Below are 22,684 nucleotides of genomic sequence, written 5' to 3' on the forward strand. Positions count from 1 at the left end.
TTATTCTTCCACCAAGGAAGCGAGCTGCTGCCGATCATACTGTTCTTTGTACCAGCCATTATTCAGAAGAAGCTGCTCATGCGTGCCTTCTTCCGCGATTCGTCCTTCGTCAAGCACGATAATCCAATCCGCATGCTGCACGGCAGAGAGACGGTGCGTCGTAATGAGCGTCGTCTTGCCCGCCCGTTCATTGCGCAGCCCTTCCAGAATCTCTGTCTCTGTCTTGGCATCGACTGCCGAGAGAGCATCATCCAGCATAAGAATTTCCGGGTTCGCGATGACCGCTCTTGCGATGCTGACCCGCTGCTTCTGTCCGCCGGAGAGAGCAACGCCTTTCTCGCCAACGAGCGTTTCCAGACCTTCTGGCAGGAACGTCACGTCTTTGCGGAAAGCAGCCAGCTCCAGTGCTTTGTTCAGCAGCTCATCATCCATTGGACCGCCTGCCACGCCATAAGCAATATTCTCGCGGATCGTCTTGCTGAACAAGATCGGCTGCTGCGGCACATAGCCGACCCAGCTGCGGATCTGATCGAGCTCGATGTCCGTAATCGGAACGCCGCTAGCCTTCAAGCTGCCTTGGCCCATCGGGTATTCGCGAAGCAGTTGGCGCAGCAAGGTCGTCTTGCCGCTGCCTGTTCTGCCGACGATGCCGAGCGTTTGGCCGCGCTTCAGCTTCACGTTAATATCGACCAGATTGTCGATCGAAGAGGACGGATAACGGAAGGTGAGCCCTTCGGACTCAATGGAATCCGGCACCTGCATCTTCACTGGCGACTCCTTATCAACGACGTTCGGCTTAACGCCAAGCGTCTCATTGATCCGGTCGAGCGAGGCGTTACCCCGCTGCATAATATTGATGAGCTCGCCGATAGCGAACATCGGCCAGATGAGCATACCGAGGAACATATTGAACGAGACCATATCGCCAAGGGAAATTTCTCCCCGGAACACGAGCCAGCCGCCGAAGCAGAGACCGATCAAATAGCTGATGCCAACCAATATTTTGAGCGAAGGCTCGAAGAGCGCGTCGATCTTGGTGACCTCGATGTTCTTGCGGAACACCTCATCGGTCATATCGCTGAACCGTTTGCGGTCCGCATCTTCCTGCACGAACGCACGGATGACCCGAACGCCCGAGACGGATTCCAGTACCTGATCGTTCAGCTTGCCGAATGCGTCCTGCTGAATCGTGAACCGTTCATGAATCTTCTTGCCAAAATGCTGCATCACCAGCGCGAGGATCGGCAGTGGCAGCATCGCTGCAAGCGTGAGCTTCCAGCTGATGAAGCCTGCCATCATAACGAGAATGGTCGCCATCCAGATGGTAGAATCGACCATCGTCAGTATGCCGAAGCCTGCCGTATTCGATACGGCGCCAATATCGTTCGTCGCCCGGGCCATCAAGTCGCCGGTACGATTGCGTTCATAGAAGGTAGGCGTCATCTTCAGCAGATGCCGCATGAGGCGCGAGCGGAGTTTACGTTCCAGAATGAAGGAGGAACCGAACAGCTGCGACCACCAGACATAAGTGATGAGATAAACAATGACAGTGAGGCCGCCCCATAAGAGCAGCAGCTCCGTCAGCTTCATACGCGTCATCGTGCCTTGGCCGATGCTATCGATCGCGTAGCCGATCAGTCTCGGAGGTATAACCTCGAAGATACCGCAGATCGTAAGCAGCACGAGCGCAAGCGTGTACCGCTTCCAATGCATTTTGAAAAACCAGCTTAATTTCTTTAATACGTCAAACACGTAGATCAACAACCTTTCCAGCTTGGATCGAACAGAAAATAAAAAAGAGGCCTACCGCCGTAAGCGATACGCCTCATCCTGCATGCCGGCTGCGTGTCAGCGTGAGAGCTGCCGCAGCTAAGCCGGATGCAATAAAAAAGGCGCACGATTACGTTGCCGCAACCATGCACCTACTTCCGTTACCGAGCGAGAATTCCGCCTAGTTAACGCTCGTTTGCGCGAGGGTTACGTTCACCGTGAAATTTGCATTGCGAGTAAAAACAATCAAATGTGCTGTGCGTCGGTTCATCATGACGTAACCCTCCTTTCCGTTCATCGAATATATGAGCCACTGTATCATTTGCCCCTAAACATTGTCAACGGTGAAACACGAAAATGTGTCTAAAATATGGCACTTCCCAGTTTTTTGCAACTAATCCGGTATATGATGCGTCAAATGAACTGTACCTGTTGTAATTATACAAATACGTATGCAACAATACGCATTCGAACGAAGTTAAGCGAGCAGAGGAGACGAAGCATGAAATCGTTAAAATGGTTGTTGATCTTATCATTCTTAATACTGCCAATCGCTACCACAGTACCTAAGGATACTTATGCAGCGGGTACCATCAGCACGGACCCTACGCAAGCCCCTTGTACGACAACAGACCCTGGCACAACAACAGATCCGAACGCATCAATAGACCCAGGCACAACAACGCCTGATCCAGGCAATCCCTCGGACCCTTGCATGAGTCCACCACCCGTGCAGACGGACAGACTGGATTTGACGATCGGAAGCACGAACATGCTGCATAACGGCAGCACGTATCAGTCGGCTCAGCCGGTCACTAGCCTGAACGGAAGAACGTTCCTTCCGTTTAGTTCGATCGCAGCCCGCTATGGCTACAAAATCTCGTACAATGCGAAGACGAAGGAGTCCATCGCGACAGGCACTCAGCATACGCTTGTGTTCAAGATCGGCAGCGATGTGGCGACGAGAGACGGTGTTCAGACGAAGCTGGCAGGTGCAACCTTCATATCGAAGGGATACTTGATGGTCCCGCTTCGCTCCTGGGGCGAGATGTCCGACAGCACAATTGCAGTCGTTGGCAAGCAGATCACGCTGAAATGGTCGTCCATCGTCATTCCGCCGAAGCCGACAGCGGAGTTCGAAGTACAGCCAACTGAAATCTATGCCGGTCAAACGGTAGTTACTTATGTGGATCATGGGACTAATGCGACGGGACAGCCTTTTGTAGACGAGCGCTGGGAGAACCGGATGGACATCTTCCCTTCGGCTGGCACTTATATCGTCACAAGACAGGTTGAGGACAGCAACGGTGTTTGGAGTGATCCGTACAGCGTTACCGTAACGGTCAAGGCGCCGAACTTGCCGCCGGTTGCAGACTTCACAACAGATAAGACGCAATACCGCATTGGCGAAAATATCACTTACACCGATATCAGCACCGACGATGAGAATGCGATTGTTCGCAGTACCTTCACTGGCAATGATAAAGCCTTTTTCGAACCGGGCGATAAGGCTGTTACGCTTGAAGTCGAAGATAAGAGCGGCTTGAAATCGCAGGTTACGAAGATGGTCACGATTACGAATGACGTGCTCTACACGAAGGATGAATATCAGCGGTTATTCACGGCGCCGGGCGATATCTATACAATCAACGGCTCAGACGTGCTGAAGTATGCAACGAACAAATATACGATCCAATCGGAGCCTGCCCAGATGGTACGGAGCAATAGCCCAGAGGTCCTTCTGCAGGAAGGCATTGCGTATCATGCTCAGATGACTGGCAAGGTGCGATTCATGTTCCATAACGTGAACAAAATCGGATATTCCGTCACGGTTCATCTGCTTGCAACGAATATGGGCAATTCAACGGCACGAGTGAACAAATCCGCAATCGGCATGGGTGGACCGACAGCCTCGCCTGAGCTTGCCGGCAAGCTGTCCACATCTCGTTACCTGAGCTCGCTCTCGAGCAATCCGGAGCCGGTTTGGACGTCGGTTGCGCCAGGTCAGACGGTTGAGATTCTGCCTGAAATCGCGAAGGTGCCGCTCAAGCCTAACGAGTCCTTCAGCTCATATGCTGACGTCTTCTCCGACAAGGAGCTGCAGTATACCGTTGTCGTCACGGCAGTGGGCAAGGACCCGATCGCAGAGCTGCCGAATCTGGCAGTTATGCCGCGAGACGGGCATGTTAGAGGTACTTTCTACAATGCAGATCGTTACATTGAAATCACAGACACGCTCGGCAATGTGCCGGAAGTGGTTAAGGTTGGAGATAAAGTCATTGACCCGTTCCTGGACGGAATTGACGAGACATCGGGGAATCTCGAGTATAACGAAGGCAATTATGGGGTGTTGTACCACATGCATATGGCGCACGTCGCGCCTCATACGCTGATCTCGCTCAATCCGCGCGGCGGATTGTATACGGGCGCGTTCTTGGTTAATGGTCAGCTCGTAACGGTATCGTCACTACGAAATAATACACAAGCTACCGTCCTGTATCGGACTGGCGATACGGAAGAAGCGGTCGATATCGTGTTCACCGTCGCTTCGGGCGCTTATCTGCCGATTGCGATGGTGTTCACGCAGCTGCCGCAGATCCGCCAGTAGGATATGGCTTAACTTAAAGAGGCTGGAGGCCATCATCTCAGGATGATGGCTTCCAGCCTCTTTGCGGTTCAAGCAAGCAAACAAGCAAGCAAGCTTAGGTTAGTGCGACAGACCGTTCGCCTCGCGAATGAGGGAGAAGTACTGGTCAGCGCGTACCACTTGGTAATCGGAACCAAGCTCTTTGCTCATCTCGACGACATCCGTAGGCGTCATGCTCCATGCCAACAGGCCGAGGGAGACGAAGAGCGGCGACTTGCCGTCCCAATTCGCTTTTGCAGCTGCTAGGATGCTCTTGCCGTCTTGCGCGGTGCTGATGCCTTGGATCGTCGATACCGGCAGTTTGCCCTGCTGGATCTTAACGCCGTAGTTGCCCTCCCAGCTTTGGAACAGACCTTGTACGTGCAGATCGTTCACGTAGGAGTTCGCTTTCGATTCGCTAAGCGGCACGTTCTGACCATCTACGCGGTTCAGGACGTAAGGAATCGTCATGCCAGTCTTCTTCAAGTACGAGTAAGATTGCTTCATGAACGTGGAGAAAGTGCTCTCCGGCCATGCATCCGGGTAGAAGTAGCCTGCGCCGGAAGGACCCGCAATAATTTGATCGTTCGCGGTTGCTGTACGCTTGAAGTAGTCCAGCATCACAGGAGCAGCGTCAACGAGAAGTGGGCTCGATGTCCAGTTGATTGGCACTTTGCCGCGGTTCGGATCATCCCACAGAATACGCATCCGGTGCTGGTTGTATTGCAGGTTGTCGCCTTCACTGAACGTGTAGGAAACATAGATTTTGTTCGCAAGTTTCGGTGTTGCTGCTGGCTTCGCATTGCCCGCTACGGCTTTCGCGCCGGAGAAAACGGTCATATTGCTGAACCAGTCGGCCGCGAGCACATAGACGCTATGATTCGACGTCACTTCGGTGCCGCTGAATTCGCCATCCACATCGTTGCTGAACCAGCCGAGGTAAGGCGAGCCTGGTTCTACACCAGACAAGAAGCGCTCGAACAACTCTTTCTGCTCAGGAACGTTCGAGTCCAGCCAGACGACCATGGCTTTGTTCGCGACCGCATAATCGCGGAGGTAGCCATACGGCTCACGCTGCTGCGAGGATGGCGGCTGTTCGCTGCCTGCAGTTACTTTGTACTGGTTCCACATATCTACCGACGCGGTGAGCTGCTTCGTGCCGGCAGGAGGCGTGAACTTGTACACAAAATACCGCCCGTTGTCCGCGAAGCGATGACCGCCGTTGCCGGAAGAGAGCTGCGAGCTTTGCGGATCATAGAGGAAAGGTGCTTCGTCCTCTGTACCCGGGATGAAGTGCGCGATCGTTTGGCCGTCAGCCTGAACCGTCACTTCATGCACAGCCGTACCCCAGCCGTCTTGCGTGAAGGCATCGTCGAAGCGCAGGTACACATCGGAGTTGCCGAGGAAGCTCGTCAAGTCGAGATCGTACACTTTGCGATTCTTCCCGTCACGCTCCTGCGTCGTATCTTGCGCAATCGTCTTGAACGACGGCGGAAGCGTAGCAGGCAGCCTAACGGAAGTGTCTGGGCTGAGACCGACCAGCATGCGGTGCGACGTCTGGTTCCACAGGTTCTCATACGCCCATGTATAGGCGTCCATACGATCCTTGAATTTGCCTTGAAGGTCTTCCAGCACTTTCAGATTGTAAGGAGCGGCCGTTAGCTTCGCCACTAAATCAGGGCTTGCAACGACAGCGCCTTTCAGACCTGCTAGTGTTGTTGCGACATTGACGGAATCAGATACTTTCGGATCATAGACGATGATGCCTTTGGCTTCCTTGGCGAATTTCTTGACGATGTCCCAGTAATTGTCGCGCACCTTGTAAGGGACGTCGAGATCGTTCAGCCAAGTGAACTTGCCTTCTTCTTTATTCTCGATCAAATAAATCCGTGGCTCCGTGCGGTTCACGATCCCCTGCAGCGTAGCCAGCAGCAATTTAATATCTCCAGGCGCGTCATACACATCAGCGACTTCCAGCTGCTTCACCTTGGCGAAGGTAGGCAATTCTTGCTGCTTCGGCCACGAGATGGAGGAAGCGGACGGCTTCTCGCTTGCCGTCTGCCCTTCAGGATTGCTGGCAGCGGCTGATGCGCCGAGCGATAAGGATACAGTACATAGCAATGCAAGACTAATTGAAGCGATTCTTCGGATCAAGTTGCACACCTCATCTTAGCGGAATTTGTTAGCTCCATTGCTCTTGCCTCGTTCGTCCACCTCCTTAGCGGCTGAGCTTTTGAACTACAATGTATATTTAATATAATGTATATAAAATATTCAATGCTTTCGACAAAGGTTATCAGGATATTACAGCACTTTTTTACAGCTAGTTCGATAGTATTGTTATTATATTGTGGTGGGTCTATTATTTTTACTTCATTTAATATATATTAAATATATACTAACTAGATGTGCGAAAATGAAGCTGCAAAGACGTTTGATCCAGGGAGGAATGAGGCAATTGAAGAAGGCGAGGAACGAATGGACCGGCTTTCAGGAGTCGCGTCCATATGGGCCGAAGTATGATTTGCGGACAGATTTTGTCATGGTGTACGGCATTTCCAAAGATTTGCCGGGCCGCATTGAAGGCTGGAAGAAAGCAGGTTATACGATCCATCTCATGACCGGTGTTTCATGGGGAGAGTATCAGGATTACCTGTTCGGTCGTTATGACGGGCGTGACCATTGGGATGAAGCGCAGAAGGACCGTGCGGGCAATCATCTGCTCCATGGCAAGGATGTGCCTTATATGGTGCCGACGATTTCTTTTGCCGAATATTTGGCGACGTTCATCAAGAAAGCGATTGATGCCGGCGTAGAAGCGATCCATATGGAAGAGCCGGAGTTCTGGGCCGCCGCAGGCTATTCGGACGCATTCAAGCGCGAGTGGCTGAATTTCTACGGCGAAGAGTGGGTTGCGCCGCATTCGTCCCCTGACGCGCAATACCGCGCATCGAAGCTGAAGGCGCAGATGTACTATCGGGCGCTGGATCGGCTGTGCAGCCAGATGAAGGAATATGCGCTCGTGACCTACGGACGCACCGTTCGTTTCTATGTGCCGACGCACAGTCTGATCAACTATACGCAGTGGCGGATTATTAGCCCGGAGGCGCTGCTTGTCTCAATGCCGGCATGCGACGGCTTCATTGCGCAGATTTGGACCGGCACAGCGCGGACCCCGAATGTCTATCAAGGCGTGCGCCGCGAGCGGACTTTTGAGACCGCTTACCTGGAATATGGCAACATGCAAGAGCTTACTCGCGGCACAGGGCGGGAAATGTGGTATTTGCACGATCCAATCGAGGACAATCCGCGCTACACATGGAGCGATTACCGCAAGAACTACAAGTCGACCGTCGTCGCTTCCTTGCTTCATCCGGAAGTGAAGCAGTACGAGGTTTGTCCTTGGCCTTGGCGCGTATTCTCGTTGGAATACCCGAGGCAGGCCGTAGACAAAGAGACGATTCCAAACCATTATGCGACTACGCTCCTGACGGTGATGGAAGTGCTGCGGGATATGCACAATCATGAAGAGGAGCATACGGGCGACGGCTATACGTCCGGCATCGGACTTTGCTTCGCGAACTCCGCAATGTACCAGCGTGGCGATGTAATTCCGGAAGGGGAGGAGGATACGGCCGAGTACAAATACGACGGCACGACGACCTCCGATCTGCTCTCGCCGCCGCAGCAGGAACTGCTCGACTTCTCGGCGTTCTATGGCATTGCGCTGCCGCTGGTGAAGAGCGGCATTCCGCTTCGCACGGTGCAGCTCGATAATATTCTCACCTTCCCGGGCTATCTGGATGGTTACCGCGTTCTGCTGCTCAGCTATGAGTTCATGAAGCCGGAGCATCCAGGCATCCATCAGTCGATCGGGCAATGGGTGCGTGAGGGCGGCGTGCTCATCTACATTGGAGACGGCTCGGATCCGTTCCATACGGTGAACGAGTGGTGGAACCGCAGCGGTGCGCGCCGGACGTACGAGCGGCCGGAAGAGCATCTGTTCGAATCGCTCGGCCTCGGACGGAATCCGGCGGAGGGCGAGCATGCGGTAGGCGACGGTGCTGTGCTGTTCCTGCGCCAGCATCCGACGGAGCTGTCCCGTTCTGCCGAAGGCGCGAAGATCGTGCAGGATCAAGTGCGCCGAGGGCTTGCGATTCGCGGCGAGGAGAGCGACTACAAGGAAAAGCAGGCGCTTCAAATCAAGCGCGGTCCTTATCTCATTACGCATGTGCTCGATGAGGTCGAGTTAGGGGCTTCGGCTTCGGAAGGCGTGCGTGGGAACGTGGTGCTGCAAGGTTCGTTCATCGATCTGTTCGAAGCTGATCTGCCGGTTCTTACGACAGTAGAGCTTGCGCCGGGCGACGACAGCTTGCTGTATGATCTTGGCAGCTTAGCAGCAGGGAGCAGCTTAGCGCAAATCATTGTAAGCTCATCGAAGACTCGTGACGAACAGCTGGATGAAGCGAGCTTCTCCTTCGTATCCGAGTCCCCATCGGATATGACGATCAGCACGCGAATTGCTGTCGCAAGCGAGCCGGCTCGCGCGATTGCAGGCGGCGCGGCTGCGGAATGCATCTATGATACTGCATCGAGCACGGTGCTGCTTCGTTACCCTGGCGCGCCAGAGGGAATAGCTGTCAGCTTGGAATGGTAAGCAGGGACCGCTACCGGTTCGCTGCTTGAGGGAAAGCCGTCTTCTGACCGTTTGGTCAGGAGGCGGCTTTTTTGACATGCGGCAGGGAGGAGTTCGGCTGTTCCTTCTCGAACTTGGTTGTAAGTATGTAGTCGTGTCGCCTCGAAGTGCCAATGACAAGGAGGAGCAATAGATGTGGAATCCGGACCAGTATTTGGAGTCGTTCTATAATCAGGTTCAGCCAAGTGAAAGTTTCACAGCAGGGACGCAGGAGGAATGGCAAGCATGGAGGGAGCGGCTGCGCAGCCGGTTCGTGGAGTTGCTTGGAGGCTTTCCGAGGGAAGCGGCGGAGCTTAAGCCTGAGCTGCTGGAATCCGTCGATTGCGGAAGCTATACGCGGCAGCGGATTCAGCTTCAAACGTACAACGGGCTCTACATGCCGGTGTATGTTCTGATTCCGAAGTCGTATCAAGCCGGCGACGGCGCGGTTATTGCTCTGCACGGCCATGGTTATGGCAGCAAAGATATTGTCGGGCTGAATGAGGATGGCACGACGCGGACGGGCGACCCGGGGTATGAGAAGGATTTTGCCGTACAGCTTGTAGAGAAGGGCTTCCTTACGCTTGCTCCTGAGCTCCTTGGCTTCGGTGACCGCAAGCTCGCTGAGGATGCGGACAAATATAGCTCCTGCCACCGGCTGTCGACGTTTCTGCTCGCGATGGGGCAGACGATGGCGGGCTATCGGGTCAATGAGACGCTTCGCTGCGTCGATTATTTGCTTTCGCGCGATGATGTTGATGCTGAGCGTATCGGCGCGATGGGCATCTCAGGCGGCGGGCTTGTTGCTTCCTTCGCTGCTGCGGTCGATGACCGTATCTCGGCAGTTGTCGTAAGCGGCTTTGCCAATACGTTTCAGGCGAGCATTCTCTCGATTTCGCACTGTATCGATAATTTCGTGCCGGGGCTGTCGCTTGTGGCGGAGATGCCGGACTTGCTCGCATTGATCGCACCGAAGCCGATGCTGCTGGAGTCGGGAACGCGCGATCCGATTTTCCCAGAGCATGCTGTTCTCGAAGCGTACGAGAAGCTGCGGACGGTGTATGGGTTGCTCGGAGTAGAGGAGCGAATTGTGCTCGACCTGTTCGAAGGGGAACACGAAATTTCGGGCAAACAGGCGTTGGAATGGCTGAAGCGGGTCTGGGCTTAAAATATATGCGGGGAGGCGAATGCGGTGAAAGCAGTCAAATTGAGACCATTTATTCCGTCGGGGGAGGACTATGAGCTGGCGATGCGCTTCTTTGAAGAGCTGGGCTTCGAGAAGGGGTATTCCGACAGCGGACTGAGCATCTTCCGAAGCGGTGAGCAGGAGTTTTTCCTGCAAAATTACCACAACCAGGAGATGCAGCACAACTTGATGGTGGAGCTAGAAATCGAGGATTTGGATGGCTGTTGGCAGCAGCTTCAAGCCATTGAGAAGTCGGGGCTGTACCCGATTCGTGTGAAGGAGCCGATGGATTACCCCTGGGGTAAACGTGAGCTTCACCTCGCTGATCCAGCCGGTGTATGCTGGCATATTTCGCAGACAAGATAGCATCTAGAGAGGATACGTGGATAAGATGGACGTGAAACCTATTGTATTGACAGGCAGCCGGGTCGAGCTTGTGCCGATGGAGACCGGACATGTTGAAGGCTTGTACGAAGCCGGGCGCTACCCGGAAATTTGGGAAGTTACGCAGGGCACGATGGCAACATTGGATGACGCAAAAGCATACGTGGAGAAAGCGCTCAGCTTGCAGAACGATGTACGTTTTGTCATCAAGGACCGCGTATCTGGCGAGGTGCTAGGCAGCACGCGGCTGTTCGATATCTCCGTCGCCAACCGCAGTCTTGAGATCGGCTCGACGTGGCTAACACCTTCGGTATGGCGCACGAGTGTGAATACGGAGTGCAAATATTTGCTGCTGCGGCACTGCTTCGAGACGCTCGGCACGATCCGCGTCCAGCTGAAGACCGATCTGCGCAACACCAGATCGCAGCGGGCAATAGAGCGGCTCGGCGCGGTCAAGGAAGGCGTGCTGCGCAACCACATGATCCTGCAGAACGGCATCATCCGCGACTCGGTCTACTTCAGCATCCTCGACCGCGAATGGCCGTCGGTCAAGGAGCGGCTGGAGAGTTTGATGAGCCCGCTGTAGGTTGCGAGCGGTGAAGACCTGACGTTCCGTGCCGGGAGAGAGGTAAGTACCTCTCAGCCAACGCCTGACGGACAAGTCGGCACGCGTTGGCAGTTGAGAGAGTGGAAAGCCTCTCTCATGGCATCAATAGGCCGATTTGGTGTCCAAGAGAGGCGAAATCCTCTCTCAGTACACGTGTACCACGCGAATCGGCGTGCAGTGGTAGTTGAGAGAGTGAAAAGCCTCTCTCACTGCTGGAAACATGCCGATTTGGTGTCCGAGAGAGGCGAAATCCTCTCTCGGCGCGCGCATACCGCACGAATCGGCCTACGGCGGTAGTTGAGAGAGTGAAAAGCCTCTCTCACAGCGGAAAACATGCCGATTTAGTGTTCGAGAGAGGCAAAAGCCTCTCTCACTGTGGCGAATCCGCCGATTAGCTGTTCGAGAGAGGAGAAAACCTCTCTAAACTTCGTGTGCTCACCTTCGTCGAAGTGCTTACTGATCCCGAGAGCACACATGCGTTCTCTCAGCGCCAAAACTAACCAATTACTCAGCTGAGAGAACATATACGTTCTCTCAGCAATCTCCTACACGGCTGCCCTGAATTTCGGGCAGCTTTTTCATTTCCATCGTCCCCTCACCCGAAATTTTGTGCCACGATGCAAAATTTGAGACCTTATATTGCCGTCTCTCGCCAGCGTACAATGAACACACGGCAAGTTTGTAAGTGCTTACATTGAGTGCTGCATCATTACCTGTTCATTATTCTTGCCAGTCCATAATCCTTACCTACTCACTATCCTTACCTATCCACTATCCTTGTTTATCACTATCATTGCATGTTCATCATCAAGCTTTTGGAGGTCTGCCAGCATGAGTGCCTATTTGAGTTATGAACTGTCTGCCAAGCAGCAGCTGCCGGTTAGCCGGAAGGACAAGGCGCTGAAGCTGGCCCGCAAGCTAGCTGGCCAGAAATACCTGCAGATCATGGCGCTGCTCGGCGTGGTGTGGATGGTTATTTTCAACTACATCCCGATGTACAGCGTTATTATCGCCTTCAAGAATTTCAATATTATCCACTCGGTGCACGATGCGCCTTGGGTTGGGCTCGATAACTTCCGCGAATTTCTCGACGACGACGAGCTGCCCGGGGTCATCTGGAACACGGTCGGCATGAGCGTCATCAAGCTCGCCATCGCATTCCCGCTGCCGATTGTTTTCGCTCTATTTCTCAATGAGCTGCGCTCCTTACGCCTTAAAAAAGCGGTCCAGACGATCTCATACCTGCCGCACTTCCTGTCCTGGGTCATCCTCGGCGGCATCCTGACAACATGGCTCGCTGATGTCGGCATTATCAACCATGTGCTCATGGCGCTCGGGTTCATTGATGAGCCGATTAGCTACCTCGCAGAACCGAGCTACTTCTGGTCGATCGTCATCACCTCGGATATATGGAAAGAGCTCGGCTGGTCAGCGATCATCTACCTCGCGGCAATCGCAGGCGTATCGCCGGAAATGTACGAAGCCGCCACAATCGACGGTGCAGGCCGGTTCCAGAAGATGTGGTTCGTCACCTTGCCGAGTATCAAGGGTACCATTACGATTCTGTTCATCCTCGCGGTGAGCGGCATTCTGAACTCGAACTTCGATCAAATTCTCGTGCTGCGCAACTCGCTCAATGAGAGCGCCAGCAATGTCATCGACATCTACGTCTACCAGACGGGTATCCTGAGCAGCCGATATTCCTACTCCGCCGCAGTCGGGCTGATCAAATCGGTAATCGCGCTCATCCTGCTGCTGACGGCGAATCAAGTGTCGAAGAAGCTGAACGACACATCGTTATTTTAACGGCAAAAGGAGGTCCTACTCACGGTGCTCACACTTAAACGAAGAACTCCCGGCGAAGCGATCTTCGATGCCGGCAACGTCCTCGGCATGCTGGCGGTCTGCTTCATTACGCTCTATCCGATCTGGTACGTGCTCGTCAACGCCTTCAATGAAGGACAGGATGCGATGCGCGGCGGCATTTACTGGTGGCCGCGAGTGTTCAGCCTCGACAGCTTTCAGGCGGTATTCAATAACCCTGGCATTATGACGGCGATGGGGATTACGGTCGCCAAGACCATCGTAGGTACCGCGCTGCACGTCTTCTTCACCGCAATGGTTGCCTATTCGCTCTCAAGAAATGAGCTCGTCGGACGCAAACTGTACATGCTGATTGGAACGGTCACGATGATCTTCAGCGGCGGCCTCATTCCGTACTACCTGCTCATTCGCGATCTCCATCTGCTGGATAATTTCCTCGTCTACATCATTCCGGCGATGTTTAATTTCTTCGATCTGATCATCTTCCTGGCATTCTTTCGCGAGATTCCTTCAGGACTTGTGGAAGCGGCGAAGATTGATGGAGCTAATGATTTTGGCATCTTCGTGCGGGTCATCATCCCGGTCTCGATGCCGGTTATTGCGACGATTGCGCTGTTCCATGGCGTGTACCAGTGGAATGATTATTTTACAGGGATGATCTTCATTAACAACATGGATCTGCAGCCGATCCAGACGTTCCTGTACCGCGTTATCGCCCAGTCGAGCTCCAACCTGATGATGGCGGCAATGCCAGGAGGCATTACGAAGAGCGTCACCTCGCAGTCGATCAAGCTCGCAACGATGGTTGTGACCACACTGCCGATCGTGCTGGTGTATCCGTTCCTTCAGAAGTATTTTGTCAAAGGACTCATGATCGGTTCAATTAAGGGCTAAGCAGCTGCTCCAAAAGTTGGTTTTTCGTCTGAACTGGTAGCGTTTACACCGGGGATGACCTTATAATAAGCGAAGCAAAGGGGAAGAGCACATGAGAAAAGGTAAGCTTCATCGCGTCGTAGCTTTCATGTCTGTACTTGCTTTAGTCTTCACCATGGCAGCATGCTCGAGCAACAACGGCAATAACACCGCGAATACGGGCGACAGTTCAACAAACGGCAACAAAGCCGCCAATACATCCACAGATGGAAACGCAGCAGCAACGAACGATGCAGGAGCAGACAACAAGCCTGCAGCGAACCCAGACGAGCCGGGCTGGAAGTCCGATACATCGCCGATTACGTTCGACTGGTACCTCAACTTCTCCTGGTTCCCGAATAAGTGGGGCGTAGATGCAACTTCCCAATACATTACGAAGAAAACCGGCGTTAACATCAACTTCATCGTGCCGGCAGGCAATGAGAACGAGAAGCTGAACACGATGATCGCTTCCGGCTCTCTGCCAGACTTCATTACGCTTGGCTGGTATGAGGACGGCGTGAAGAAAATGATCGAAGGCGGAATGGTTGAGCCGCTGAACAAGCTGGCGGAGCAGTACGATCCGTACTTCTTCAAAGTAGCAGACGGAGCGAAGACATCGTGGTACACGCAGCCGGACGGCAACTTCTACGGCTATCCGAACGCATCGTCGTCGCCGAAGGATTTTGAGAAATTCTCCGGTGATTACACGTCGAACCAAACGTTCGTCGTTCGCAAAGATATGTACGAAGCGCTCGGCAAGCCGGACATGCGCACGAAGGAAGGCTTCCTGAACGCGCTGAAGCTGGCCAAAGAGAAGTTCCCGGAAGTAAACGGACAGCCGCTTATCCCGCTCGGCTTGCATGAATTCACGGAAACAGGCAACTACTCGCTGGAAGGTTACCTGCAGAACTTCCTTGCCGTGCCATACGAGAAGGATGGCAAGCTGTACGACCGCCGCACGGATGCTGAATATCTCAGCTGGCTGAAGACGTTCCGCCAAGCGAATGAAATGGGCTTGCTTGCGAAGGACATCTTCATCGACAAACGTCCGCAGATGGAAGAGAAGATCGCGCAAGGCCGTTACTTCGCCATGCTGTATCAACGCAGTGATTTTACCGCTCAACAGAATGCCTTGTTCGCCAAGGACCCGAACTCGGTGTACATCGCTGTAGACGGACCTGCTAATGAAGCACAAGATGCGCCAACATTGTCCGGCCCTGGCATCTCCGGCTGGACGGTAACGCTGATCTCGAAGAACGTGAAGGACAAAGCAAGAGCCATCAAGTTCCTGAGCTACCTCGTCAGTGAAGAAGGCAACAAAGACTTGTACATGGGTATTCCAGGTGAAACGTATGATGAAGTGGACGGCAAGGCGACATTCAAGCCGGAAGTGCTTGAGCTGCTGAACAAGGACCGCTCCGCGTTCGATAAGAAATACGGCGCATCATACACATTCTGGATGCTGATGGATACGAACATGAACCTGCAGTGGGCACCGCCAAGCGTTGAGCCTTCCAAGCAAATGGAAGATTGGACGAAGGGCAAGACGACGAGCTTCTCCCAATTCGACCAGATCGACCCGACGGGCAACTCCGAGGAAGGCATTGCGAATACGAAGATCGGTCAAACTTGGGGCAAAACATTACCGAAGCTGATCTTAAGCAAATCCGATGCGGACTTCGACAAGTTGTTTAACGAGTTCATCGAGAAGCGCGCTGACGCTGGTCTCGATAAAGTTCAGGCGTACCAGCAGACTCACTACGAAGATAATGTAGCGAAGCTGAAAGAGTTTCTGAAATAATAGAATGACGTTTCTGTTCAGTGAACAGCCGGCGGACTATCCGCCGGCTGTTTATGCCCGTTTCTTGGCCTATACTCTATCTCTTCTGAAGGCGGTTGCATGTGCATGATAAATCGGTTGCGAATGACAAGTCGAGAGATGCTATATAAGCTAGAGCAGCTGTCCCTTCAGAAGAGACTGTTCTTCTCGTATATCCTCATTCTCCTTCTGCCGAGTCTCTTCATCTCGTTATTTATCTTCAAAGAACTGAAGGACAACTACATGAAGGACATCATCAAGAAGTATGAGAATACGCTCGAGATCGAGCGCGTCAATATGAACAACAACGTCGAGACGATGGAGCGGGCGGCGCAGTTATCGATCTCGGACAAAGAAGTGCTCTATTACTTGGAGCGGACGAGCGAGCCGAACGCGTCGGAGCTTATTCAGTTCGATACGACAGCCGTCTCCAACATTCTGCGGTTGCAGTTCAACAATCCGAACATCGAGCATATTCGGCTGTTCTCGAACAATAAGCAGATTAATGAGATTTGGCCGGTCATTCTGCTGGAGAGCCGCATGGCAGCGGAGCCTTGGTACAAGAAAGTGAATGAGCTGAACGGTGCGGAGCTGTGGTACTTCGACCGAATGGACCGGGAGCCGATCCGTCCGATTGTGTCGGATGCGAAGGAGTCGAGACCGAAGCTGTCGCTGCTGCGCGAGATCGAATATCCGGCAGGCAGGCATGTCGGCATTATGCAGGTCGATATGCTGCTGACCAATTTCTTCCCGAACGTGTACCAGACTCCGGACGAAGGTCAGTCCCAGATGTTCATCATTGACCGCGAGGGCAAAATGTTCCGTAATGACGGAAGCAGCTTCCTCGGCAGCGTCGGCTTAACGGAGAGCGATATCCATGGTGAGCTGAACAAGCACCTAACCGGAGTAGGTAGAGGACATTTCTTGTTTGAGCAGAAGGGCACGCCTTTCCTCGGTAACTATATTCATATTGAGAAACTGGACGCTTACGTGTTCAACGTTGTATCGCTGAAGAACGTATTCGCGGACATTAACAAATCGCGGAACAAAATTATTTTTGTCAACATCCTGCTGCTCGTCATTCTATCGATTTCCACTTACTTCCTGAACGCCATTATCCTGAAGAAGCTGCATACGCTATCGGACTTCATGAAGCGGGTTCGCCAGGGTGACTTTAACTTCGATTTTACGATTCGCGGGGGCGGCGAGGTCGGGGAATTGGCCCATCATTTTCGCAAAATGCTAAAAAAAATCAATGAGCTCATCGCTGATGCCGTCACGAAGCAGGCGGCTTCCAAGGAGGCGGAGCTGCGGACGCTGAAGAATCAGATCGATTCGCACTTTCTCTACAACACGCTCGAGAATATCAAGATGCTCGCGGAGATTGAGAACCAGCCCGTCATCTCAGATGCGCTCACCTCGCTTGGGGGTATGATGCGCTACAACCTCAAATGGACGAGTGAGTACGTGCGGCTGAAGGATGAGCTTGGCCATATTACGAATTACATTGCCATCATGAATGTGCGGTTCGATAATACGGTGAGTTTGCAAATTGATGTGCCGCCGGACTTTATGGAGCAGGAATTGCTCAAAATGTCGCTGCAGCCGATCGTCGAGAACTCCGTCAAGCACGGGATGAAGTGGAAAGCGTCAGAGGAGCGGAACCTCGTCATTACAATCTCGGCGGTCGTGACGGATACGAGTATTGTGCTGGAAATCGCCGACAATGGTACGGGTATGACGCCGGAACAGATGGCAGAATTGAATGCGAAAATTAGCCGGGAAGATGTGATGCTTGGCGCTGGCAAAGGGCATGCGGAGGTGGCCGCAGCACAGGAGAAACAGAGCGAAGGCAGCGGCATCGGGCTGCGCAACGTGCATCAGCGGATCCAGCTGTTCTACGGCAAAGAGTACGGGTTGCGAGTGGAGAGCAGCGAAGGCGCGTATACGCGTGTCATTATGCGAATTCCTTATTTTATATGGAGCGGAGGGCTAAGCTGACATGCGAAACTTATTGATTGTCGATGATGAGAAGAATATTCGGCTCGGGCTTCGGGCGATTATCGACCGCGGGCTTCCGGGTAGCTACCAGATCCAGTTCGCTGCTGAGGGTGAGGAAGCTGTGGCGCTCATCCGTGAGGGCGGTATCCAGCTGGTTATTACCGATATTCGCATGCCGGGGATGGACGGCCTGACGCTTATCCGTGAAGTGCAGGCGCTTGAGCTTGAACGGAAGCCGGTTATGATGATTCTGAGCGGACATGATGACTTCCAATATGCAAAAGAAGCCATGCTGTACGATGTGAAGGAATACCTGCTCAAGCCAATCGTACGGGATGAGCTGTTCGCTTCGCTTGCGCGGGTGGAGCAGGAGCTTGCGCGCAGGGAGGCGCTGACGGACCGGCTGGAAGAGGTGCATCATTACCGGGATGAGCTGCTTGCGAGCCAGCTGAATTATATCTTCCTGCATCCGGATATGGCAGAGGCGGAGATTGCCGAGCGGTGTGAGAAAGCAGGCTGGAGCGCTGTTGTGGCTAGCGGCAGTGAGGCGGAATCAAATGCGAAAGTCGCGCCTTCGGCGGGGTACCATGTCGCGTTGCTCAAGCTGGCTGGCGGCAACCGGGCCGGACAGCTGGAAGCGCTTGTCGCGGCGGAGCTTGGCGGGGGCATCCGATTTTATTTCAAGGTTAAGGATGACCGGTTCGTCTTGTTGTGCGAAGCTGTTGAATCCCTTGAGCGACTGACTGCGTTCATGCAGATGCATAAGCTGGCGGGACAGATAGGCATCAGTGACCGGATGCTTACGGCAGGCAGGGTGAAAGAGGCATATACGGAGGCGCGTGAAGCACTCGGGTACGGCTTCTTGCAGACAAGCAGCGAGTCGCTGCTGCTTCATTATGATCGGACGAGAGAGCGCTCGGGCGACGAGAGTTACCAGGTGCCGATAGAAGAGATTCGGAAGCTCGCCAACATGCTCGGCACTGACCGCGATAAGGAAATGAAGGCAATTCTGACCGAGCTGCTTGATGCGAAGAAGCTGGCGTCCTTCGATATGGCGTATATTGAAGAGATCAGCCGTCAGCTGAACGAGCTTGTCTTCGACAGCGTCTTCAACCGATATGGCGAGGAATCGGTAGAGATTCTGCGCATCTATAAGAAGGTCGGCAGCATCTATAATTTCGAGTCGATTCACGATTATTTCCACGGCGTGGAGGACCTGATGCTGCGGCTGAGCGACTACGTGCGCAGTTTGCGCTCGGTGCATGCGGAGCATAAAGAGATGAAGAAAGCGGTCTGCTACATTCACGAGAACTATCACCGCGACTTGAATATGGCGATGGTGTCCAATCACGTCTCGCTGAACTATTCGTACTTCAGCCAGTCGTTCAAGGAGTTCACGGGCGAGAGCTTCGTCACGTACTTGAAGAAGGTGCGGATCGAGAAGGCGAAGTCGCTGCTGCTGGCGGAAGCGGACTGTAGGGTGTACGAAGTGAGCGAACGCGTCGGCTTCGAGAACGCGAAGCAGTTCAACCGCGTCTTCCGCGAGATGGAAGGCATCTCGGCGATGGAGTACCGCACGAAGGCTGCGGTGCAGCGGGTTTGAATAGGGTGAAAGTAAAGGAAGGCAGCCTTGGGGGCTGCCTTTTTTGCTGCCTACGGTGCTGGTGAACGCATACAGAGATCGATTACCTCTAACGGATGCCAGCGATCTTATTTGAAGAAAAACGGCGCTGAGAAAATTCTAACGGTTCCTAGCATGGTTATTTGGTCTCAATAGGGTAGTTCAAAGCCCAATTCAATACAATAACCTCTCTGGTAACCGTTAGCGCCGAAATGAATCGAAAAATAGGCAAATAAGCGCTGTAGGAACCGTTAGAAATTCGAATGTTGGATTGAGTGCTCACTTCTCATCCTCATCCGCATCAGCACCTCAGTTACGTACCTCGATCACCTCGCCTACCAACCTTCGGTATCCCCTACCCTTGCCGCGCTGTTTCCGTGGTTTCTCTAATCCTGTTTTGGTATTATCCTCCCCGTGAGAACTAGTTCCCGCGGGGATTTTTGTTTGGCAGGTAGGCTACCTCCGGCTAACGAACTCCAGCGTAGCTATCCGGGCCAAAATGATATCGAAAATCGGCTAACGAACCCCAGCGGCGTTATTGGGCGGAAGTTGGGCAATTTATGAGCAAATTCGAGGCAATAAGGCTTCCTGGATTCGTTAGCGCTCAGATCAGCGAGATTAACGCCAAATAAGCACTCTGTGGTTCGTTAGACGGGGGAGAAAAGTTGCCGACAAGCCGCTTGAGGTGTCGTGGGGGCAAGTTTCGGCTCTGGCATGGCTATTTGCCGATCAAGGATGCCAGTTCCCGCACGAATCTGTTGGTAAACTCGTCCCCCAGCGCAACCCCTAACCCTGCCGCTCCTGCTTCCGAAACCCCAGCGGTGTCATCCCCGCCACCTTCTTGAATATCCGATCAAAATGCCCCGTGTTCTCGAAGCCTGTCCGCTCCGCAATCACGATCACCTTCAGCGCGGTCTCCTTGAGCAGCCGCTGCGCCTCGCGCACCCGCGTCAAATGAATGTACTCGACCAGCGTAAATCCTGTGATCGTCTTGAAGCTGCGGCTGAGATAATATGGGCTCATGAAGAACTGCTTTGCGAGGTCAGCGAGCACGAGCTTGGTGTCGTAGTGCTCGTTGATGTGCTGGACGACCTCGGAGATTTTGTGCTGGAGCGGACTCCCCGCCATCGCCGCCTTGGACTCCGAGCTGCCGCCTTGCTCTTCCTGCACGGCCGGATGCCTCGCCGCAAACAGCAGCAGCTCGGTCAGCAGCACGCGCAAGTACGTCTCGAAGCCGAGGCGGCGCTCCACGGTTTCGTTGACCATTTTGCCAAGAAGCTGCTGGACGAATTGTTGATCTTCCGAGCTAAGTCGCAGCAGGCAGGCGTTGCCGGCGAACGGCTCGAAGAGCGCCGAATGGTGCAGCGGATGGCCGTCGCCGAGGAAAGCATCGCTGAAGTTAATGACGATGCGCTCATGCTCCAGCGGTCCGAACGCAGCGGAATTGTGCACGACATGCTTGTTCACGAACACGAGGTCGCCAGCGGCAATCGTATAAGTCCGGTCATCGATAAAGTTGTACCGCTGCCCCGACACTTGATAGTAAATTTCATAGGTACGGTGAAAGTGGTTTTTCCGCTCGAACGGCTTCGTCCGGCGGACCTGTTGAATGAAGAAATCGCCTTCCTCATCCCCATAGGAGAGCGGTTCGTCTGCAATTAGCCTCACTTGGAGCACCTCTTTTGCATAATGGCTGTATAGTTTGATTTTAGCGCAAGATCGGTTAATTTTGAATGCAGTATAGCAAGATTGGTCACGAAATATCGCAAATATTGCGCTATGCTGAATATAGGAATGGACTCTATTAAAAGGATGGTGCCAGCAGCAATGAAAGCTTTTATGGACGATGATTTTCTGTTACAGAGTGAGACGGCGCAGAGGTTATATCACGAGTACGCGAAAGAAATGCCCATTATCGACTATCACTGCCATCTGAGCCAGCAAGACATCTACGAGAATAAGACCTACAACAATCTCACTGAGGTTTGGCTGTACGGCGATCATTATAAATGGCGAGCGATGCGTGCGAATGGCATTGAGGAGAAATACATCACAGGCGGCGAAGGAGTCAGCGACTACGATAGATTCCTGGCTTACGCGAAGACGGTGCCTATGACGCTCGGCAATCCGCTCTATCACTGGTCGCATCTGGAGCTGCGCCGGTTGTTCGGTATCGAAGAACTGATTAACGAGAAGAATGCGCCGATTATTTGGGAAAAAGCGAACGCTAAGCTGCAGGGCGGCGGTTTCGCGGTGCGCGACTTCATTCGAGACGCAGGTGTTGAGGTCGTCTGTACGACAGATGATCCGGCTGACTCACTAGAACATCATGCACTGCTCGCGCAGGAGAAGGACCTTGGCTTCCAAGTGCTGCCTTCGTTCCGTCCGGACAAATCGCTCGAAATTAACCGTGGAACATTCGTCGAATACATCGGCAAGCTAGGTGCTGCTGCTGGCATTCAAATCGCAAGCTACGAAGATCTTCTGCAAGCGCTGGAGAAGCGGGTACGTTATTTCCACGAAGTCGGCAGCAGAGTGTCCGATCATGGGCTCGACTATATGCCGTGGGCAGAGTCGACGCGCGAGGAAGCGGCGGAGATCTTTGCTCGCGGACTGCAAGGCGAAGGCGTCTCGCTCGAAGATGAGAAGAAGTACAAGGCGCACACGCTCGTGTTCTTGGGCGAGCTGTATGCAGAGCTGGGCTGGTCGATGCAGCTACATATGAACGCGCACCGCAACAACAACGCGCGAAAGTTCGCTCAGCTTGGACCGGATACCGGCTTCGATTCGATCAGTGACAGCCCGGTTGCGGTGCCGGTTGTAAGATTCCTTAGCCGCTTGGATGAGAATGACAAGTTGCCGCGCACGATTGTATACTCGCTGAACCCGTCGGATAACAATGTGCTGGCTTCGCTCATCGGCAGCTTCCAAGGCGGAGGCATTCCGGGCAAAATCCAGCTCGGCTCCGCATGGTGGTTCAACGATACGAAGGACGGGATGCTGGAGCAGCTGAAGTCGCTCGCGAACATGGGGCTGCTGAGCCGTTTTGTCGGCATGCTGACGGATTCGCGCAGCTTCCTCTCTTATACGCGACATGAGTACTTCCGCCGGATCTTCTGCAATTTGATTGGCGAATGGGTGGAGAACGGCGAAGCGCCGAATGAGTTCGAGGCGCTCGGCGAGCTCGTGCAAGCCGTCTGCTACAACAATGCGAAGGCATACTTCCGTTTCTAATTCGGCGCATAAGAGAGGGCTG

At 53.5% G+C, this 22,684-nt stretch carries 14 protein-coding genes; 11 read left to right on the forward strand and 3 right to left on the reverse strand.

The features are described 5' to 3' along the window. Positions 1–1,752: an ABC transporter ATP-binding protein gene (locus tag AC0YNX_RS22115; RefSeq protein WP_475817875.1), complete on the reverse strand. Its 1,752-nt coding sequence runs from the start codon at positions 1,750–1,752 to the stop codon at positions 1–3. A 520-nt stretch (positions 1,753–2,272) separates the two neighbouring features. Here AC0YNX_RS22115 and AC0YNX_RS22120 point away from each other — a divergent pair. After that, on the forward strand, positions 2,273–4,378 hold the full coding sequence (locus tag AC0YNX_RS22120; RefSeq protein WP_475817876.1) for a copper amine oxidase N-terminal domain-containing protein: 2,106 nt from the start codon (positions 2,273–2,275) through the stop codon (positions 4,376–4,378). Positions 4,379–4,477: 99 nt separating this feature from the next. Here AC0YNX_RS22120 and AC0YNX_RS22125 read toward each other — a convergent pair whose 3' ends face one another. Then, positions 4,478–6,550, reverse strand: a complete 2,073-nt coding sequence (locus tag AC0YNX_RS22125) for a GxGYxYP domain-containing protein (protein WP_475817877.1) — start codon at positions 6,548–6,550, stop codon at positions 4,478–4,480. Between the two features lie 304 nt (positions 6,551–6,854). On the opposite strand from AC0YNX_RS22125, the gene AC0YNX_RS22130 reads away from it, so the two are divergent. From AC0YNX_RS22130 to AC0YNX_RS22170, 9 genes are all read left to right on the forward strand, one after another. Then, a complete protein-coding gene (locus tag AC0YNX_RS22130) occupies positions 6,855–9,053 on the forward strand; it encodes a hypothetical protein (RefSeq protein ID WP_475817878.1) in 2,199 nt (732 codons plus the stop codon). Between the two features lie 172 nt (positions 9,054–9,225). After that, positions 9,226–10,239, forward strand: a complete 1,014-nt coding sequence (locus tag AC0YNX_RS22135) for a dienelactone hydrolase family protein (protein WP_475817879.1) — start codon at positions 9,226–9,228, stop codon at positions 10,237–10,239. 24 nt (positions 10,240–10,263) lie between these two features. Next, entirely contained in the window at positions 10,264–10,623 is a 360-nt protein-coding gene (locus tag AC0YNX_RS22140; protein ID WP_475817880.1) for a VOC family protein, read from the forward strand. Between the two features lie 25 nt (positions 10,624–10,648). Continuing rightward, positions 10,649–11,227, forward strand: coding sequence for a GNAT family N-acetyltransferase (locus AC0YNX_RS22145; protein ID WP_475817881.1), 579 nt, complete (start codon positions 10,649–10,651; stop codon positions 11,225–11,227). A gap of 852 nt (positions 11,228–12,079) precedes the next feature. Next, the gene (locus tag AC0YNX_RS22150; RefSeq protein ID WP_475817882.1) at positions 12,080–13,054 is read left to right on the forward strand and encodes an ABC transporter permease; all 975 of its coding nucleotides are present in this window, start codon (positions 12,080–12,082) and stop codon (positions 13,052–13,054) included. Positions 13,055–13,078: 24 nt separating this feature from the next. Further along, positions 13,079–13,966, forward strand: a complete 888-nt coding sequence (locus tag AC0YNX_RS22155) for a carbohydrate ABC transporter permease (RefSeq protein WP_475817883.1) — start codon at positions 13,079–13,081, stop codon at positions 13,964–13,966. Between the two features lie 91 nt (positions 13,967–14,057). Next, positions 14,058–15,788 carry a type 2 periplasmic-binding domain-containing protein gene (locus AC0YNX_RS22160; protein WP_475817884.1) on the forward strand — a complete coding sequence of 577 codons (1,731 nt, stop codon included), beginning with the start codon at positions 14,058–14,060 and terminating at the stop codon, positions 15,786–15,788. A gap of 123 nt (positions 15,789–15,911) precedes the next feature. Then, the gene (locus AC0YNX_RS22165) at positions 15,912–17,807 is read left to right on the forward strand and encodes a cache domain-containing sensor histidine kinase (RefSeq protein WP_475817885.1); all 1,896 of its coding nucleotides are present in this window, start codon (positions 15,912–15,914) and stop codon (positions 17,805–17,807) included. A 1-nt stretch (position 17,808) separates the two neighbouring features. After that, entirely contained in the window at positions 17,809–19,410 is a 1,602-nt protein-coding gene (locus tag AC0YNX_RS22170; protein WP_475817886.1) for a response regulator, read from the forward strand. An 804-nt stretch (positions 19,411–20,214) separates the two neighbouring features. Here the strand turns inward: AC0YNX_RS22170 and AC0YNX_RS22175 are convergent. Then, positions 20,215–21,096, reverse strand: coding sequence for a helix-turn-helix transcriptional regulator (locus tag AC0YNX_RS22175; protein ID WP_475817887.1), 882 nt, complete (start codon positions 21,094–21,096; stop codon positions 20,215–20,217). 159 nt (positions 21,097–21,255) lie between these two features. On the opposite strand from AC0YNX_RS22175, the gene uxaC reads away from it, so the two are divergent. After that, positions 21,256–22,662: a glucuronate isomerase gene (gene uxaC, locus AC0YNX_RS22180; RefSeq protein ID WP_475817888.1), complete on the forward strand. Its 1,407-nt coding sequence runs from the start codon at positions 21,256–21,258 to the stop codon at positions 22,660–22,662. Positions 22,663–22,684 lie beyond the last annotated feature (22 nt).

This window comes from Paenibacillus sp. J31R98 (assembly GCF_056269245.1).

Coding starts and splice junctions, on each gene's coding strand:
- uxaC (WP_475817888.1), top strand. CDS start 21,256: ATGAAAGCTTTTATGGACGATGATTTTCTGTTACAGAGTGAGACGGCG.
- AC0YNX_RS22160 (WP_475817884.1), top strand. CDS start 14,058: ATGAGAAAAGGTAAGCTTCATCGCGTCGTAGCTTTCATGTCTGTACTT.
- AC0YNX_RS22170 (WP_475817886.1), top strand. CDS start 17,809: ATGCGAAACTTATTGATTGTCGATGATGAGAAGAATATTCGGCTCGGG.
- AC0YNX_RS22120 (WP_475817876.1), top strand. CDS start 2,273: ATGAAATCGTTAAAATGGTTGTTGATCTTATCATTCTTAATACTGCCA.
- AC0YNX_RS22165 (WP_475817885.1), top strand. CDS start 15,912: ATGACAAGTCGAGAGATGCTATATAAGCTAGAGCAGCTGTCCCTTCAG.
- AC0YNX_RS22150 (WP_475817882.1), top strand. CDS start 12,080: ATGAGTGCCTATTTGAGTTATGAACTGTCTGCCAAGCAGCAGCTGCCG.
- AC0YNX_RS22135 (WP_475817879.1), top strand. CDS start 9,226: ATGTGGAATCCGGACCAGTATTTGGAGTCGTTCTATAATCAGGTTCAG.
- AC0YNX_RS22145 (WP_475817881.1), top strand. CDS start 10,649: ATGGACGTGAAACCTATTGTATTGACAGGCAGCCGGGTCGAGCTTGTG.